This is a genomic window from Candidatus Brocadiaceae bacterium, assembly GCA_012728835.1.
Taxonomy (GTDB): Bacteria; Planctomycetota; Brocadiia; order SM23-32; family SM23-32; genus JAAYEJ01.
Genome location: JAAYEJ010000055.1, coordinates 1 through 17,410 on the forward strand (window position 1 = coordinate 1; position 17,410 = coordinate 17,410).

Here is a 17,410-nt window from a genome sequence, read left to right on the forward strand (position 1 = left end):
GCGGGGCTCTGAGCGTATTCCGGGAAGGGCTGGAATGGCTGCGGCAACACGGAGTGCCGCCAGGGCTGAACCGTCTGCGCATCACGCCTGCCCTGGAGAACGTCCAGTGAAACTGGGGACGGGTCAGCTTGTGACCCACTTGATGCAGTTGGCGCTCACGGCGTGTTGCACCGGCGGGGGCGGCGGTGTATGCCTGCAGGGCCGATGACCTCTGCCCGGGAGGGAGCCGATGAAGGTCTACATCACCACCTACGTCGACCGCGCGACGCACGAGGGGCCTATCCTCGACGAGAGCTTCTCAGCAAGCTTCGCCGTCGGCTGCCATGCCATGGCCGGCACGATCAACGGCTTCCTGGACCACACGCAGAGCTCGCTGACGATCTTCCACTGGTACCTGAACGGCCGCCGCATCGGCGAGATCGAACAGACCGCGCTGAGCAGCGCGGCCTGCGGCGTGCCCCAGGTCATGGTGTCGGGCGACGAGGCGGCGTGCGCCGAAGCACGCGCTTTCTTCAACCCGGTCGAGACCGCGGCCGTCAAGCAGGGCGTCGGCCGGAACAGGGCCATCGCCTACCCGCCGGACGAGGCCCGGGCGCGCATCCGCGACGCTGCGCGCCGGTCGCTGGCGCTCGTCGGCACGGCCCGTCCGTTCGCGCCGATCCTGCCGATGGAGATCAAGGTCGAGTTCACGCGCTCGGACTACTGCGACCAGTACATGGACCGCGCCGGCGTGGAGCGCCTCGACGCGCGCACGCTGCGCTGGGTGACGACGGACCTGGGCGACTGGCATCCGCACCGCCGCCCGCCCCGTGGGGCACGCCCCCGGCTGTGAGGCTATTCGGCGGCCGGCGCCTGGAGCGCCTTCTCGACCTCACCGGCGAGGTCGAACAGCCGTTCGACGCGTTCCTGCCAGCCCGAGCTGAGGAACCAGCAGGTGCCCGGGTCGGTGGAGCCGCTGAGTGCGTGCGGCGCCCGCTCTCCGGTCCAACCGCGCAGGAGTTGCTGGGCGCGCATGTGCTCCATGAGCGCCCGTTCGCACCGCTCGGCCAGGTCGGCGCCCAGCCGCGCGCGCAGGGCGTCGTCGGCCACGGCCCGCTCCACGACGACCCGCGCCTCGCCCTCCTGCACGCCCTCCCGCAGGTGCTCGTAGCGGGTGGTGACGGCCACTCCCCGCTCGGTGGGCGCCAGCACGGCGGTGTAGATGTCCAGGTTGCGCCAGTTGCTCTGGGGGTAGCGTTCGGGCACGCGGCCGGACCGCTCGCCGCGCTTGTTGCGGATGACCTTCCAGAAGTCGCCGCCGATGCGGCCGACGCCGCGCCAGCTGCCCGCCAGCGCGAAGGTGGGCAGCGTGCGCCAGAGGGCGGGCTCCTGGCTTTCCAGCCGGTTGTCGCGGTTGAAGTAGGCCAGCACTTCGGACTGCTTCCAGCCCATCAGGCTCTTCTCGTGGCCCGTGCGGACGTATACGATGGCCCGGTAGCCGAAGTCGGCCTTCACGTAGGTGCCGTGGGCGGCGACGGCCCACCGGATGCCCGGGGCGACCTGGGCGAGGAAGGCCACGTCCTGTTCGCTCGGGCAGGCGTCGTTCATCATGCCGATCAGCATCTTGTCGTCCAGGCCGCGGGCGGCCAGCCGGCTGCGGAGCTGATCGAACAGGGGCGTCCACGTCTCATGGGTGCCCGGTTCACCGAACCACGGCAGCACGACGTTCTCGGTCTGGCCGGTGGCCCGGTCCAGCACGGTCACGACCGGCCCGGTGTTTCCGGCGAAGCGGCCGTTCGTCTCCATGAACTGCTTGTGGTAACCGCGTCCCTGGAAGTCGTCCTTTCGGGCCATGTAGGCCTCCCAGACGGGGAAGACGACCATCTTGAGCGGGCCGAGGTTCGCCTCGGCGGTGTCCAGGTAGCGGTCCATCACGCTGAAGTCGTAATCATAGGAACCGTCTTCGTTGCGCAGCCAGCGGACCATGCTCTCGGCGTTGCCGAGGTTGCTCTGCGCGATGAGCGGAACGTAGACGATCCGGGTGCCGGAGTCCCGCACGAGGCGGAACGACTGGCCGATCAGCTCCCAGTGGCGCTCGGACCAGAAGGGCGTCTCGTACTCGAGCGCCAGGGTGTCCGGGGACTGGACGATTTCGGTCCAGACGTGGAAGTCCTGCGGATCGGCGAGCGTCCAGTCGCAGACCCTCAGCTCCAGCGGCACGTCCACGGGCGTCTGGCCGGCGGCGCTGACCGTGACGGTGCCGCGATAGGTGTCGGCGGCGGCATCCCGGGGCACCTGCACCGTCAGCCAGACGGCGGTGACGGCCCCCTGGACAAGCTCCCGGGAGGTGGCGCTCGGGGTCGGCGGGATCACGTCCGGGGCCGTTTCGAGCAGGCAGCCCAGTTCGGCATCGACGTAGCCCATGCTGCTGCGCGCCCGCAGGCTGCCGTTGTCGCCCCACGGCACGGCGTATCGCACGCGCACGGCCGACGCCGGGATGACGCCTCCGGGCCCCTCCAGGTCCGAGACGCGCACGGTCAGCCCCTCGATCGCGCGGTCCGAACCCACCATCAGGGTGCGGGAGAAGGCGCCGTTGCGGGCGCCGGCGAGCGACACCGGCCGCAGGGGCTCGGTGCGGTCGGCCCAGTCGATGACGAAGCCCGGAGCCAGGTGGTCCTTGTTCCAGACCTGGAACCCCTCGGGCCGGCGCGCGTTCGGCACGAGGCCCTCGGCCTGCGCGGCCGTCAGGTCCGCCTCGTAGAGCATGCACGTGGGCCAGCGGAGCCGGGTGTCGTTGCCGTCCCGGAGGGTATAGTCATGCACGTCCCTGGAATAGGGTGCGCGGACGATCTCCAGCGCCAGGACGTTGACGCCCGGGCGCAGGAGGTCGGTCGGAAACTCGACGTCGTCCAGCACGCGCCGCCGCATCTGCCGCACGGCATCGTCGGCGCCGATGCGGCGGGCGCTCCAGACGCCGACGCGCGGGGCCAGCGTGGAGCCGTCCTCGGTCAGAAAGGCCTCGGGCGGGTAGGGCTCGGCCACGTCGGCACCCTCGACGAGGTGCCGGCGGGCGATCTCCTGGCCGTTCAGGTACACGACGGCCCCGCCGTGATAGGCGAGCGAGAGCTTCAGCCCGCTGACCTTCGCGGGGTCGGAGACGGAGAACTTGCCGCGCAGGCAGAGCCGGGCCAGCTTCGGGTCGTAGGCCGTCATGCGGACCATGTTCCGCATCCAGCGGCCGTCGTCGAAGTCGGGCGCCGTCCAGCCGTCCGGCGGGGAGAACTTCTCCCATTCGGGCCAGGGATCGGCCAGCGGCCTGATCTCCCCGTCGACCTCGGCCACGGGTGGGCGGACGGTCTGGTAGATGCGCCAGTAGCTCAGAGAGTCCAGCACGACGGTGGGCGGGGCGTCTTCCTGGGCGAGGCAGCGTGCGGCGAACGCGCCTGTGATCAGCACCATTGCGGCGATCGCCGCCGTCTGCCATCGACTCCGGCTGCCGGGTGACCTCATGTCTTCCCTTCCTCGTCAGGTTGTACGGCCCCATTATACGGCGCTCGGCGGTGTGTTCACACGGACGCACACGGACGCACACGGACTTGCACGGACATAGCCGCGGTGTCAGGGGCGGTAGGCGCGGACGAACTGCACGAGCGTGGCCAGCAAGTTGTCGAAGACCGACAGCCGGGCGACCTCGAAGCCGTGGCTGTTCTCGCGCACGTGCCCGATGGTGGCCACACGGTCGGCCGCGCCGACGGCGTAGACTGCGGTGGCATCGGAGGCCGCTGCCGCGTGGACGGGCGTGTAGAGTTCCGTGCCCGCCGTCCGCGCGGCGCTGCAGAGAGCGCGCACGAGCCGCTGGTCGAAGTGCGTGCCGCTGTCCTTGCTCCACACGGCGGGCCGGCCGTCGAGCGCGAGCCCGGAGCCGGGGGCGATCGGGCAGCCGTCCACGGCGATGAACACCTCCGGCCGTTCGCGCTGCGCGAGCACTTTGGCGCCGTGGCAGCCGCCTTCCTCGTGCACGGTGAAACACACGAGCGTCGGCACCGCCGGCGTCACGGACCGTTCGCGCAGGGCCTCCAGCAGACGCACGAGCGCCACGACGCCCATGCGGTCGTCGAACGTCCAGGCGGCCACCAGCGGGTCGGCCTCGTCGCCGAACGTCCAGGGGGCACAGCGGAAGCGGGCGGGCACGGCGGTGGAGCCCGTGCGGACGCCCGCCTGCCGGAGTTGCACGGCCGACAGGCCGGTCAGCACTCGGACGTCCTGCCAGGTCAACTGGAGCGAGGCGGCATCGGCCCTGTGCATCGAGCCCATGCAGAGGACGCCCGGCACGACGTCGCCGTCGCCGACGATCTCCACGGGGCCCTCGCCGAGCTTGACGGGATAGAGCCCGCCGGAGCGGTCGACCCTCAGCCGACCGTCCTCGTCGATGCCCGTGATGACCATGGCGATCTCGTCCATGTGCGCGGCCAGGACCATCGGCCGCGCGGCCGGATCGCGTCCGGCCAGGCGCACGATGATGTTGCCGGCGGCGTCGGTCTCGTGGGCGTCGCCCTGCTCGTCGAGCACGCCGCGCACGACCGCGGCCAGACGTTCCTCCCGTCCCGACGGAGACGGAACGGCCAGCAGACGGCTGAAGAGCGCGAGTGCGGGGTGCTCCGGAGTGTGCATGCCTGGTTCCTCCCATCCGACATCACGTATGTGGCCTCAACCCGGCAGCGGGCGGGCGGAGCGCATATCATAGCCTCCCGGCCGCCGCTCTGCTCGGTCCGGTTGCGGCATTCGATTGCCCGGCCCGATGCCGTCGGATACCATGGGCCGCTTTACGCATGCCCCGATCGCAAGGCGAGGACGTGAGAGGCGGACGTCTGACCGAGACAGGCATTGCCCGCAGCATCGCCGTGTTGGCGACGCCGATGCTGGTGGCCGGGCTGCTGCAGAACCTCCAGAGCATCATCGACCTGTTCTGGGTCCGCCTGCGCGGACGCCGTGTTCATGGTCCTCGCCGCCGGGGCCATAGCCCTGTGGGCGCCGGCGCTCATCCGGACATTTACGGGCGACGACCCGGAGGTCGTCCGGATCGGTGCGGAGTATCTCCAGACGGTCACCCCGTTCTACGTGTTCGTCGCTTTCGGCATCGTCCTCGGCCGGGCGCTGAACGGCGCGGGCGACACGCTGGCCCCGATGATCCTCACGATCGTGACGCTCTGGGGCGTGCAGGTACCCCTGGCCCTTCACCTCTCCGCCCTATGGGATCCGCCGACGCGGGGCATCTGGTGGGCCATCTCGGTGGCCAACGTGCTGAACGGCCTTCTGGTCATCGGCTGGTTCCAGGCCGGCTTCTGGAAGCGCAAGCGCGTGTAGACAGCCGGCCGTGCATTGTCCCGGCGGATTCCTCCGGCTGGCGCCTTGAATGAAGGAACCCCCGGCCGTCGGCGACGGCCCGGGGGTTCCGTGAGGTCCGATGCGGCTCCCCTACCAGCGGAAGAACCGGTACGGGTCGTCCCACTCTTCGGGGACGTCCAGGTAGAGGCCGTCGAGCCAGCGCTGCTCGCCCTCACCAACGGGCCGGGCGAAGTGCTCCAGCACCGGCGTGCGGGCGGCGGCCCCCATATTGGCCAGGAGCCGTGTGACGCCGGACGTCGCCTTGCGGAACGTCCGTTTGACGTTCATCTTCTCGCCTGAGTAGTCCATCTGCCAGGGGACGAGTTGACAGAGCACGACGTTCAGCCCATCGGCCGCGGCCAGCACCCCGTTGCCGATGGGCCGGGCACCGCCCGTGACAAGCGGCAGCGCGCGCGGGTCGCCGTTGTGCACCTCGGCCGGCGAGACGCCCGCCAGCAGCGTGCCCGCTCCGAAGGCATCGAAGTACGCGGCGATGTGCTCCCCGTCCGTCGTGCGGACGGCGAACGGCAGGAACGCACTCGCCTGGGCGCCGTTCAGACCGAGCGCCAGGACATGGCCGCCCGCACGCACCCAGTCACGGATCGCCGCCGCATGCGGCGCCAGGTCGCGCAGGGCGCCCGGCCCGACCACGAGGATCTGGTCCGCCGAGGGGCTTCCGCCCTGGTAAGGCGCGACGGTGAAGCCCGCCGCCTCCAGGTGCTTCAGCCCCGCCTCTTCACCGGCGTAGACGACCGTCCGCCGGGGCTCCGGCCGCCAGTCCGACACGTAGCGGAGGATGTTCCGCGCCAGCGTGTCGGCCGCCGGATCGTCCAGAGTGCGCCCGCTGACGTCCGTCTGGCAGAACATCACCATGCCCTGTCCTTCGCGGTACTCCATCAGCGCGGCGTACTGCAGCGCATAGCCGCCGTCGAGGATCGTCAGGAAGTCTCCGGTTGCCGGCTTCTCGATCAGCGCCGAGGCGACGTTGCCCCGGTTGCCGCAGCGCCAGACCCGCTGGACGCGGATGCCGGCCCATTCAACCGTGTACGGCGGCCTGTCGAACTCGATGCGGGGCGGCAGGACCGTCGAGTCACCCCGCCAGTTGCTCAGGACGTCGTCCGTCAGGCCCGACAGCACCGGATGGTCCGGCACTCTCTGGAACACCCAGCGCAGCCCGTACTCGGCGATCCGGAAGCCGAACCGCTTCTCGAGCACCTCTCCGGTCTGCTCGAACAGGATGACCTTCAGGCCGTCGCGCACCCTCGAAACGTCCGGCGCGGCGCCGTCCGGAGTCAACGCGCCCTTGCCGATGATGAGGATGTCGTAGCCTTCCAGCGCCGCGTCCGCCCCGACCGGGGTGAAATCGACGCCCAGCCCGCGCAGCAGCGCCGTCGTATCGCCGGCGGGGTCGAAGACGGCCACCCGTCCGGCCACCTGCACCGGCTCCGGCCGGGCCACGACGTCGACGGTGAAGGCGTCTTCCTGCACCTCACCCGTGTTGAACTCCACCGCGGCCGTCAGTTCGTACCGGCCGGGCGCCAGGCCCTCCGGCAGGGTGAACGAGAGCGGGATGCGCTCCTGCTCCCCTGTGGGGACGGTCACCTCGTGCGTGCCGCCCACGGCGGCGGGCAGCCCGAGCGACCACCGGCACCGGGCCGTCACGGTCTCCCGAGAGTTGTTGATGACGATGAGCTGCTTCTGGAACGTCTCGCCCGGCAGGAAGTTGTGGTCCTTCGTCGTGAAGGCCTCGGGCTTGCCGCCGATGAAGGCCAGCAGCGGCATGTTGTTGCGCACAAGCGCTTCGGCCGCTTCGGTGGCAATCCAGTCCGACCATTCGAAGGCGAGGTCGATGCGCTCGTAGCGATCCTGGATGAAGTCCGGGCTCAGGCCCGGCCGCTGGAGGTTGTCCCAGTCGGTCGCGAAGTCCTTTCGGCTCCTGTCGACGCCGGGACGAAGCTGCCAGTAGTGGCCGTGCGTCCAGGGCGAGTTCGCCGAGAGCCCGTATCCCCTGAAGGAGCGCCAGTTGTCTGTGATGTACATGGCGTAGACGGGGTGACGCTCATCGAATTCGGCGGAACTCAGGCGGTGAGGGTAGTCCCAGCGTTGCCACACGGCGCCTGCCGCGAACTTCTGGGCCTCCCAGCGCAGGTTGCGCTTTTCGCGCTCGCTGATCTGATAGGCTTCGGGGCCCAGCATCTGGGCGTTCCATTCGGCGATGCAGAACTCCCAGGGCGCCTGCGCGCTGCCGAAGGCCCGCCGGCCTTTGTAGTAGCCCCGGTACATGCTCCAGTCCCATGAGATCGGGGTGCCGTATTCGCACGTGAACATCGGCTTCACGCCCACGGTGGCCCAGTGCTCGAACCAGTCCGACTGCTCCTGGACCGGCGCCCAGTTGGCGTAGAAGTTGCTCGTGTGCATCGCCCCGAGGTTGCCGGACGAATGATGGTAGACGACCCGGCCGGGGTCCGTCTCCCGGATGATCGCCTCGGCCCGGAGGGCGCGCGGCACGTTGCGGGACTGCGGGCGCTCCGTCAGACCGTCGATCTTGTCCGGGTTCATGTCGTCGGCGTAGCCGGTGGCGTTGTGGCTCGTGTGGTAGAAGACGACCGAGGGGTGATTGCCCGCCACGCGGGCGTAGAAGGCGGCGTGCTCCGCGTAGCCGTTCGTCGCGTCGGCATCGTCCGCCGACCAGTCGTAGTGGCCCAGATGCGGCTGCGAAAGGCCGATGAGGATGCCCACGTCGTCGGCCGCCCGCAGGATCTCCGCGAAGCTGAGGTGCGTGCCCGGCTGGCAACTGTAGTTGTGCGTGTAGAGGTAGTTCAGCCCGATGGCCTTGAGCCGTCGAAGGCTCTCGCGGGCGGCGTCGTAGTTGGCCCAGGCGGCGCCGATCTGGGCGTTGTCCAGCGGGACCGACGAGAGGAAGATGCGCGAGCCGTTCAGGTAGAAGTCGCGGCCGTCGATCCAGAACTCGCGGAACCCGAACCGCTCCGTCCACGCCGTGTCCAGCACGGTGCCGGCCGCGTCGAGCAGCGAGACGCTGACCTCGTAGGTGTTCTCGGGCGTGTGGATGTCCCACAGCTTCTCCGCCATCCAATCGGCCGCAAAGCCCGTGCGGCTCCGCTCCAGATCGTCCGCCCGGAAGGCCGGGCCGGTGAACTCGGCCACGCGGCGGCCGGCGTCCAGAATCTGCGCGCGCAGCCGGTAGGTTCCGGCCGGACCCGCGTCGGCCACGGCGACGTCGAACTCGATCTGACCCCGGCGCACCGACGTGCGCACCATGACGTCGTCGATCCGGGCCTCGCCCGGGGTGGCCACCAGGAACAGGTCGCCGCAGAAGCCCCGGCGGTCCACCGTGCCCTGCACCTCGCGAGCGGCGTCCGTGTCGTTGAACGACAGCATGACGGCGCGCAGCGGCATGGCCAGCATGTGCACGCTCAGCACGTGCCGTCCGCCCGGGCGGCAGTGCGGGGTCAGGTCCAGCTCTCCGGCGGGGAAACGGATCTCCCCCACCATCCGGCCGTCCAGATAGACGGTGGCGAACGAGTTCACGTACTCCGCCGCCAGAACGATGCGGCGGCCGCCCCAATCGGCGGGAACGGTGATCTCGCGCTCATACCAGGCGGCCGTGAGCGTCCGCATGTTCACGTCGCGCCATGCCGGATGGGTGAAGACCGTCTGGCAGTCCTTGTGGTTGTACGAGGTGATGCCCGGCCAGCTTCCGGGCACCTTGAAGTAGCCCCACCGGCCCGTCGGCACATCGCCCGGCGCGGCCTCCGCCGGCTGCCAGCGCCACAGTCCGTTGATGCACACCCGCTCGCGGGTCGGCGTCGCCTCTCGGAACGCCCCCCCCAGACTCCACTCCGCCCGCACACCCGGAGGCAGCGTCACGGCCTCCCGCGTCTGGGCGAACGTCGCGCCGGCACACGCCAGCAGGACGGCGGCCATGGCCGCCGTCAGAACCCGTCTCTCCCTGCTCCGCACCATCCGTACGCCTCCTGAACGAACCGGCCGGGGCGCCGTACAGAACGGGACCGCCTTCCATAGCGGTCCTGGTATTTACTCCGTTCCTTCTGTCGCCCCTGCACAACTCCTTCCATCGAGTGTAAGTGGCGGGGCCCGGATGGTCAACCTTCGCGGCCGGACTGCCCCGTCAGGCCGCCTCCTGCCACGCCTCAGGCCGGCGGCGGCGCGGCCAGACGGCGCCCCCAGGGGGTCAGATACAGGTAGACGGCGAAGGCGCCCATCACGGCCGTGCCGGCCACGAACGCGTGCGGCAGCCGCTCGTCGGCGTTCCCCACGGCGCTGACAAGGTAGACGCAGCCCGAGATGCCCAGCGCGGTGAAGAAGGCGGCGGCAAAGGACAGAAACGTCCGGTCGGCCCGATAGCGGCGCGCCGCCAGCGCGAAGAACGCCGGCCACGTGGCGCTGAAGCAGACGCCCGTCAGGAAGAAGCCGGGAAGATAGACGGCCGCGCTCCCGCAGAATGCCGCCGGCAGAGCGAACAGCCCCGCCGAGAGGCACAGCCCGATGATCGCACGCTCCCGCAGCCGCGTGCTCAGCACAGTGAAGGCCACCCGGCCCGCCACGATCCCACAGAGCATGACGGCCGTCACCGCCGCCGGCCACGTCGCCTCACTGCCCCAGATGCCCGGGGCCGGACGCAGCCGCTCGACCAGGCTGCCCAGGATGGCCGTCGCGCCGCCCTCCGCCCCGGCAATGAAGGCAAACTGCGCCGCGCAGAGCCACACGCCCGGATCGCCGGGCAGCCGCAGGCGCACGCCCCGGTCGGCCGCCCGCTCGACCTCCGCCAGGTGCCGCACGCTCTCCGCCGGCCACAGGAGCGACAGCACCGCCAGCACCCCGAAGGCCACGGCATACGCCATGCCCGTGCGCGCCAGCACCGGCCCCAGCACGATCACGGCCAGCGGAGCCATGACCTTGCCCACGGAGTTCGTGGCATGCAGAAGGATCACCCCCGTGTGCGGCGAGGCGTCCCACAGGTCGGCGAACAGGCCGTTGCTGGACGCCACCAGCGGCCGCCCCGCCGATACCACCAGCCAGCCAGCCCCCAGCAGCAGCACGGGCAGCCCCGGGGCCGGCCGCACAAGCGCGAAGATCATGCAGCCCGCGCACAGCACGAACGTGCCCGCCCGCATGAACGTCGTGCGCAGCGTGCGCCGCATGCCGACCCCCAGCGCCAGGCCGACCGTCGCCCCCGCAATGCCCAGCCAGAACACCCACCGGCCCAGATCGGCGCGCGACAGCCCCCCCGCCTCCTGCAGCGCTTCCCGCACGGGGCCCAGCAGCGGCGGCCCCATCGCCCCGACCGCCGTCATGACCAGCAGGACGTTCGCCTGTACCCGCAGATGTCTCATGCCGGCCTCCTGCCTTCTGGAACGGCCCATTCTACCCGCGCCGTCAACCCGCCGTCGCGCCCGGCCCGTTGACTCGCGCCCCCGGCTCGCATAGCATTCCGGTAGACTCCACAGGAGGTGCACAATGACCGCCCCCGAGCCCACCCGGGCCGACGTGCCCCCGCCGGGCGCACCGTGGCCCGCCGCCGCCCCCGAACGCGCCGGCTTCGACCGCGCCCGGCTGGCCGATGCGCACGCGTGGCTGGCCGATGCGGCCGGCGAGGCCGCCTGTCGCGTCGGCGTCTACCGACACGGCCTGGCCGTCGCCGAATGGTGCCGCGGCCTGCCCCCGTCCCGCCAGGTCCAGATGGCCTCGGCCGCCAAGTCCGTCTACTCCTGCATGCTGGGCATCGCCGTCCGCGAGGGCCGGATCGGCAGCGCCGACGACCGCGTCGTCGACTACTACCCGGAGATGATGGACGTGCCGGAGGGCCGCGGCCCCAAGCCCGGCCGCCACGCGAAGCCCGACGACCGCGACATCACCTTCCGACAGCTCATCTCGAACACCTCGGGCTACATGAAGCCGGACGAGCCGCCCGGCTCGACGTTCCACTACCAGACCTTCGGCATGAACATCCTCTGCCACGCCCTGGCCGTCGCCCACGGGCTCTACGACAGCGCCGACCCCGCGCGCCTGCCCGGCCCCGGCGCCCTGGCCGAGCGCATGATCCGCGACCCGATCGGCGCCTCCTGGAGTTCCTGCTACAGCAACTTCCCGCACCCGCCCGAGGCGCTGACCGGCATCTTCGGGAACTACCTGCAGCTCTCCGCGAGCCTCGACGACCTGGCGCGGCTCGGGCGACTCTGGCTGGATCTCGGACGCTGGGGCGACCGGCAGGTCGTCCCCGACGGCTGGCTGCGGGAGGCCGTGCGCACGGCGCCCGAAGTGCATGCCGCGAGCAGCGCCGCCCGGGGGGAACGCTTCGAAGGCGAGGCGCTCTGCTACGGATACGGCTTCTGGACCAACGAGCCCGGCCTGCTGTGGCCGTCGCTCCCCCGCGATTCGTTCGCCGCAAGCGGTGCCGGCCGCATCCACGTCTGGGTCTGCCCGAGCCTCGACCTCGTCGTCGTCCAGAGCCCCGGCGTCTACACACACCAGCGCGACAACGACTCGGGCCTCCTGGGCCGCATCGTCGCCGCGCTCGCCTGACGGAAGCGGACGCTCCCATGCCCACCGAGATCGCCATCGACGGCACGCGCTTCCTCATCAACGGCCGCCCCACCTATGAGGGCGTCACGGACAGAGGACGGTCCGTCGAAGGCCTGCTCATGAACTCGCGCATGATCCAGGCCGTCTTCGACGACGCCTGCCCCGAGACCCGCGAGATCTGGGCCTATCCCGACACCGGCCGCTGGGACCCCGAGCGCAACACCGACGAGTTCTGCGCCCACCTGCCTGAGTACCGCGCCCACGGCCTGCTGGCCGTCACCGTCGGGCTGCAGGGCGGCGGCTCCGTCTTCCGCCCCGAGGTCTACGACAACTACGTCTGCTCCGCCTATCGTCCCGACGGCTCATTCGTGCAGCCCTACTTCGACCGCCTGGCGCGCGTGCTCGACGCCGCCGACGATGCCGGCATGGTCGTGATTGTCAACTACTTCTACGTCAAGCAGGTCCGGCGCATACCGGACGACGACGTGCTCCGCGACATCACGCGGCGCGTGACGGAATGGCTCCTCCGCACGGGCCACCGCAACATCCTGGTGGACCTCGCGAACGAATCGGCGAACTGGTGGCGGCGCCCGGCCATGGAGCCGGAGAACATCCACGAGTTCATCCGGATCGCGCAGGACGTCACGCTGGACGGCCGCCGCCTGCTGGTAGGCGCCAGCTCGGGGGGCGGCAAATCGCTGCCGCACGGGCGGTGGCTGGAGGTCGAGGACTTCTCGATGCCCCACGGCAACGGATGCCGCCCGGAGGAGCTGACCGAGAAGCTGCGGCGGCTGAAGGAGGCGGACGAGTACCGGCGGCGACGGCGGCCGATCGTGGTGAACGAAGACTCGGTGTTCGTGGAGAACCTCGAGGCCGCCGTGGCCGAAGGCTGCTCCTGGGGCTTCTACTGCCAGGGCTACGGCAGCAGCTACCGGGACCTGACGGACTGGACCACGCGCCCCCGCGAAGACCGCGTCGAGGACCTCAGCGGCTACCAGACACTGCCGGTCAACTGGGGCATCAACACCGAGCGCAAGCGGGCCTTCTTCGACCGCATCCGCGAGATCACCGGCGGAGAGCGCTGAGCACGCCGAGAACGACGGATGAACCGCAGAGGACGCGGAGAGCGCAAAGAACGAACTGCAGACCTACACCGGCACTGGGTACCCCGCCCGTGTCCCTGGGGCCGCTCGTTGCCGCTTCGCCTCCTTGCGTGACACTGCCGTTCCGTTGCCGTATCTGCGTAATCTGTGGACCCCCGCCGTTCCGTCCGGCCCCCAGTGGCACCGCTATTCGAACAGCTTCCGATAGGCGCCGTAGCCTTCCTTCACCAGGTCGGAGGCGGGGATGAACCGCAGGGCGGCCGAGTTGATGCAGTAGCGGCGGAAGGTCGGCGGCGGACCGTCGGCGAAGACGTGCCCCAGGTGCGAATCGCCGAAGCTGCTGCGCACCTCCGTCGCGTCGGGATGCTCGGGCTCGGGCCGCTCGACGACGCAACGCGGGGCCAGCGGCCGCATGAAACTCGGCCAGCCCGTGTTCGAATCGTACTTGTCCAGCGAAGAGAACAGCGGCTCGCCCGTCACGATGTCGACGTAGAGGCCGTCCTCTTCGTTGGCCCAGTACTCGTTGCGGAACGCCGGTTCGGTGCCGCATGCCTGCGTGACGGCGTACTGGAGCGGCGTCAGGCGGCGCCTGAGTTCCTCGTCGCCAGGCCGGCGGCCGGACGCCCCGGAACCCCACGCCTTCTGCAGCCAGGCGTCCCGCCCGGAACCGGACCGGTAGGCCTTGTAGAACTGCGGATGTTCCTTGAAGTAGTCCTGGTGGTAACCCTCGGCCTCGTAGAACTCCGAGGCCGGCAGGATCTCCGTGGCAATGGGGGCGTCGAACCGGCCCGACTCGGCCAGACGCCGGCGCGATTCCTCGGCCAGCCGCCTCTGCCGCTCGTCGTGGTAGAACACCGCCGTGCGGTAGCCGGGCCCCCGGTCGCTGAACTGCCCCCCGGCGTCTGTCGGGTCGATCTGGCGCCAGAAAACGTCCAGAAGCCCGTCATACGTCACCCGGGAGGGGGTATACGTGATCTGCACAACCTCCAGGAAGCCCCGGGCCTCGTGGTCCTCGTAGGTGGGGTCTGCGCCCTCGCCCCCCATGTAGCCGACCACTGTCCGGCACACGCCGCCCAGTTGCGCGAACGGCGCCTCCATACACCAGAAGCACCCCCCGGCAAACGTCGCCTTCTCCATCGCACTCTCCCCCTGTGATTGCGGCACCCCGGCCGCAGCCCCCATCTGCCCCCGTCATCCCCGCCGGCCGCCGGTGCGCCCCCCCCTCCCCGGTGACCCGGCTCGCCGGCTCGACGAGTCTGGCTTACTTGTAGCCGCCGACGTCCGCCGCGTCAAGCACACACGCTCACGGCTCCGCCGTGAGGCCGGCCCGCAGGTACGGCATCAGGTGCGTCTGCTGGAACTCCCGCAGCTCGAACAGCACGAAGCCCGACACGCTGAGCGCCCGCGCGCCCGCAATCTGGTCCACGGTCACGTCCAGCGGAGGCCGCCCCTCCGGACGCGACCCCATGACGACCTTCAGCCCCGGGCAGACGTCGACCCGGCCGCCCACCCGCCGCATGATCTCGGCCAGGGTGGCCTCGAAGTAGGCCGCGTCTTCGGTGTAGATCATCGGGCAGACGAAGTCGAGCAGGCCCTCGTCCACCCAGGCGGGCCAGTCCTGCGCGACGCGCAGCGCCGACGGGGCCGGCTCCCAGACGGCCGCGGAGAGCTTCAGGCCCGGCTTCGTCTCCTTCAGGGCCCGGCGTACCTCGCGCACGAAACTGGTGATCTGCTCCTCCCGGAAGGCGGCATACTCGGCCGCACGTGCCCCGCCGGCCGCCACCTCCGCCGGCCAGTCCGCCACCGGCCGCCCCGAGGCCGCCCCGAAGCGCTCGCGGCAGCCGTCGCAGTAGCAGACGTTCGCGTCCTGGTACCGGATGTAGTCCAGGTGGATGCCGTCGACGTCGTACTCGGCGGCCTCCAGGATGGCGTCGAGTTCGTAGCGGCGGTTCACGGGATTGCTCGGGCAGAGCGCCCGGCGCGTCCGCCCGAACCTGTCGACCTGCAGCCGGCCCTCGCGCTCGAACGGCTCGTGTGCGTCGCGCGCGCCCTGCCAGCCGACCTCCCAGCAGACCTTCCACACGTGCACCTGCACGCCGTGCGCGCGTGCGGCCGCGATGCAGGCGGCGAGCTGGTCGCCCTCCTGCTCGACGATGGGGTGCACGGGCACCACCCGGCTGGGGAAGTAGGCGACGCCGCTGAAGAGCATGTTCGGAAAGATGGCGTTCAGCCCGCCGGACGTCAGCATCGGGATCGCCTTGCCCCACGACGCCCGGCGGCCCTCGATCACCGGGCCGCTGCCGTAGTGGCACCAGAATCCGCGCAGTTCGCCCGGGCGCGACTCCTGCACCATGGCGTAGGCCCGGGCCATCAACTCGCGGCAGGTGAGCGCCTTCGCGTCGACCTCCGGGCCGGCCGCCACACCCCGGTTCAGGATCTCGGCGCGCAGATCCAGGGCCTCCCCGATGCACGTTTCGGCGGCGGCGCGGCGCTCCGGGCGCACGTTCGTCACGATGTGGCCGCGCGCCTCCTCGATGTTGGCGAACCGGCTGATCCGGCCGATCTCCTGCGGCGTCCAACCGCCGGCCGCCCGTATCCAGGCGACCTCCACGGAGGTGTCGCGCCGGGCGCCGGGCAGGAAACACAGCCGCACCCCCCCGAATCCCTCACGGCCGCCGGGCCGCCCCTCGTCGGCCGCGCGGTCGAACCGGAAGACGGCCGTCGTCCACTCCCGCCCCACCCCGACGGACGGGAACCGGTGCCACCCGTTGCCCGACCGCGCATAGAGCACGCAGACGACCGCGCCGGGGTCGTCCGTGCGCATGCGCACGAGGATCCGGTCGGCGTCCGAGAGGTCCGCGCTGCGCCACAGGTCCCATGCCACGCGCCGGTCATTCAGCGCGGCAAACGGCAGCCGGAAGCGCGCGGCCGGCCGGCCGTCGGGCCCGGTGACCGGCTCGGGCGGAGGCGACTCGTGGTGCACCGGCCCCCAGGCGGCCGCCAGCGCGGCCGCGTCGGCGTAGTCGAAGCCCTCGATCTCGATCTCGACCGGCTCCTGCGCCGCCAGGACGGCCGCCGCCAGAGCCCCCATCAGCACGATGACCGGCACACCCAAGGCCCTCCGACCGACCATGCCCCACCTCCGCTCTCTATGCGCCCCGCGCCAGCCACTCCTCGACCAGCGCCCTGGTCAGACGGCAGACGCGCACGGGGTCGTCGCTCGGCGCCAGCTCGAAGCACACCAGCCCGTCGTAGCCGGAGTCCCGCAGCGTCAGGAAGAACCTCTTGTACGGGAACCGGTCGCTGAGCACGTCGTGCGCGTGCACGTGCTTGACGTGCGGCCGGATGCGCGCCCAGACCTCGTCCCAGCGGTCCGGCGGCGTGTTCTGCTCGGTGCCGTTGTGCACCAGGTAGCAGCGCGGATGGTCCGCCTGCTCGACGACGGCCAGGGCGTTCTCCCACGGCGAGAACTTGCCGTGCATCTCGATCGGGCAGTCGATGCCCCGCGGGTCGGCGTATTCGCAGACCTCGCGCAGCGCCTCGGCCACGCGCGCGATGGTCACCTCCTTCGGCTCGCCCTCGTCCTCGTGCAGTTGGTCGCCCAGGCAGCGCAGCCGCGGCGCGCCCACGTCGACGGCCAGGTCGACGTACCGCATGCTCTCCTCGATGCTTGCGCGCACCTTCGCGGCGTCCATCCAGTCGTAGCGGCAGTTGATGGACAGCGCGGCGATGCCCACGCCCGCGTCCTGGAACTTGCGCCGGATCTCCGCACGTTCGCCCGCCGAGGCGTCCAGCGGGATGGCCGATCGGAACGTCTCGTGCTCCATGAGCTCCAGGGCGACCATCCCGCTCTCGGCACAGATGCCGATCATGGTGTCCAGGTCGCGCTCCCTACCCATCTGCCAGGCATGCAGTGCCAGCTTCATGTGCGCCTCCTCCGTCCGCCGGGACCGTTGCGGCGCCTGCCGGCCGCCGCGCAGGCATGTTACACGACCCGCCGCACAACCGCCAGCCCGTCCGCTCTCGGTCTGTCCTGCAGAACGGCCTCTGAACTGCAGACGTACGCCGGCGCCGGATGTCCGGCCGGTGTCCATGCCGACGTTCTTTGCGGCTTTGCGCCTCTGCGCGGGAATCGTTGGCTCGTTCGTCGCCGTTCCCCATCCGCGTCCATCCGTGTCCAGATGCTGTTCGTCGGTGGTGTCGCCGATCTTCGCTCTGCCGTCCTTTGCGTCTCTGCGTGAGTGCGGACGTGGCTTCCGTGCCGTTTGACCTTCCGCGCCTTGTTCTGTTAGCCTTGCGGGCACACTCAAGAAGAGGCGACGAGTTCCCGTGAACCCCCTCGCGTTCGTCCAGAAGTGGCGCGGCGTGAACCTCTCCGA

The 17,410-nt window shown here is 70.6% G+C and carries 11 protein-coding genes; 4 read left to right on the forward strand and 7 right to left on the reverse strand.

The features are described 5' to 3' along the window. Nucleotides 1-229 precede the first annotated feature (229 nt). Nucleotides 230-832, forward strand: coding sequence for a M55 family metallopeptidase (locus GXY85_08525; protein ID NLW50867.1), 603 nt, complete (start codon nt 230-232; stop codon nt 830-832). Nucleotides 833-834: 2 nt separating this feature from the next. Here the strand turns inward: GXY85_08525 and GXY85_08530 are convergent, their stop codons facing one another. Both GXY85_08530 and GXY85_08535 read right to left on the reverse strand, forming a co-directional pair. Next, nucleotides 835-3,489 carry a hypothetical protein gene (locus GXY85_08530; protein ID NLW50868.1) on the reverse strand — a complete coding sequence of 885 codons (2,655 nt, stop codon included), beginning with the start codon at nt 3,487-3,489 and terminating at the stop codon, nt 835-837. 108 nt (nt 3,490-3,597) lie between these two features. Continuing rightward, nucleotides 3,598-4,650 carry a M20/M25/M40 family metallo-hydrolase gene (locus tag GXY85_08535; protein NLW50869.1) on the reverse strand — a complete coding sequence of 351 codons (1,053 nt, stop codon included), beginning with the start codon at nt 4,648-4,650 and terminating at the stop codon, nt 3,598-3,600. 324 nt (nt 4,651-4,974) lie between these two features. Here GXY85_08535 and GXY85_08540 point away from each other — a divergent pair, with 324 nt between their 5' ends. Next, nucleotides 4,975-5,343, forward strand: coding sequence for a hypothetical protein (locus tag GXY85_08540; GenBank protein NLW50870.1), 369 nt, complete (start codon nt 4,975-4,977; stop codon nt 5,341-5,343). A 111-nt stretch (nt 5,344-5,454) separates the two neighbouring features. Here the strand turns inward: GXY85_08540 and GXY85_08545 are convergent, their stop codons facing one another. Next, nucleotides 5,455-9,348 (reverse strand): hypothetical protein, encoded by a 3,894-nt coding sequence (locus GXY85_08545; GenBank protein NLW50871.1) that lies wholly within the window; start codon nt 9,346-9,348, stop codon nt 5,455-5,457. 188 nt (nt 9,349-9,536) lie between these two features. Then, a complete protein-coding gene (locus tag GXY85_08550; protein NLW50872.1) occupies nt 9,537-10,739 on the reverse strand; it encodes a hypothetical protein in 1,203 nt (400 codons plus the stop codon). A 124-nt stretch (nt 10,740-10,863) separates the two neighbouring features. Between GXY85_08550 and GXY85_08555 the strand changes: the two genes are divergently transcribed. Next, nucleotides 10,864-11,928, forward strand: a complete 1,065-nt coding sequence (locus GXY85_08555) for a beta-lactamase family protein (protein NLW50873.1) — start codon at nt 10,864-10,866, stop codon at nt 11,926-11,928. A gap of 17 nt (nt 11,929-11,945) precedes the next feature. Next, the gene (locus GXY85_08560) at nt 11,946-13,013 is read left to right on the forward strand and encodes a hypothetical protein (GenBank protein ID NLW50874.1); all 1,068 of its coding nucleotides are present in this window, start codon (nt 11,946-11,948) and stop codon (nt 13,011-13,013) included. 204 nt (nt 13,014-13,217) lie between these two features. On the opposite strand, the gene msrA is transcribed toward GXY85_08560, so the two are convergent. The 3 genes from msrA to GXY85_08575 all read right to left on the reverse strand — a co-directional run bounded on the left by msrA (nt 13,218) and on the right by GXY85_08575 (nt 16,957). After that, on the reverse strand, nt 13,218-14,213 hold the full coding sequence (gene msrA / locus GXY85_08565; protein NLW50875.1) for a peptide-methionine (S)-S-oxide reductase MsrA: 996 nt from the start codon (nt 14,211-14,213) through the stop codon (nt 13,218-13,220). 121 nt (nt 14,214-14,334) lie between these two features. Beyond that, the gene (locus GXY85_08570; protein NLW50876.1) at nt 14,335-16,164 is read right to left on the reverse strand and encodes a family 10 glycosylhydrolase; all 1,830 of its coding nucleotides are present in this window, start codon (nt 16,162-16,164) and stop codon (nt 14,335-14,337) included. Nucleotides 16,165-16,180: 16 nt separating this feature from the next. Then, nucleotides 16,181-16,957, reverse strand: a complete 777-nt coding sequence (locus GXY85_08575; protein NLW50877.1) for a sugar phosphate isomerase/epimerase — start codon at nt 16,955-16,957, stop codon at nt 16,181-16,183. Nucleotides 16,958-17,410 lie beyond the last annotated feature (453 nt).

Coding starts and splice junctions, on each gene's coding strand:
- GXY85_08560 (NLW50874.1), top strand. CDS start 11,946: ATGCCCACCGAGATCGCCATCGACGGCACGCGCTTCCTCATCAACGGC.
- GXY85_08545 (NLW50871.1), bottom strand. CDS start 9,348: ATGGTGCGGAGCAGGGAGAGACGGGTTCTGACGGCGGCCATGGCCGCC.
- GXY85_08540 (NLW50870.1), top strand. CDS start 4,975: ATGGTCCTCGCCGCCGGGGCCATAGCCCTGTGGGCGCCGGCGCTCATC.
- GXY85_08525 (NLW50867.1), top strand. CDS start 230: ATGAAGGTCTACATCACCACCTACGTCGACCGCGCGACGCACGAGGGG.
- GXY85_08535 (NLW50869.1), bottom strand. CDS start 4,650: ATGCACACTCCGGAGCACCCCGCACTCGCGCTCTTCAGCCGTCTGCTG.
- GXY85_08530 (NLW50868.1), bottom strand. CDS start 3,489: ATGAGGTCACCCGGCAGCCGGAGTCGATGGCAGACGGCGGCGATCGCC.
- GXY85_08550 (NLW50872.1), bottom strand. CDS start 10,739: ATGAGACATCTGCGGGTACAGGCGAACGTCCTGCTGGTCATGACGGCG.
- msrA (NLW50875.1), bottom strand. CDS start 14,213: ATGGGGGCTGCGGCCGGGGTGCCGCAATCACAGGGGGAGAGTGCGATG.
- GXY85_08575 (NLW50877.1), bottom strand. CDS start 16,957: ATGAAGCTGGCACTGCATGCCTGGCAGATGGGTAGGGAGCGCGACCTG.
- GXY85_08570 (NLW50876.1), bottom strand. CDS start 16,164: ATGGTCGGTCGGAGGGCCTTGGGTGTGCCGGTCATCGTGCTGATGGGG.
- GXY85_08555 (NLW50873.1), top strand. CDS start 10,864: ATGACCGCCCCCGAGCCCACCCGGGCCGACGTGCCCCCGCCGGGCGCA.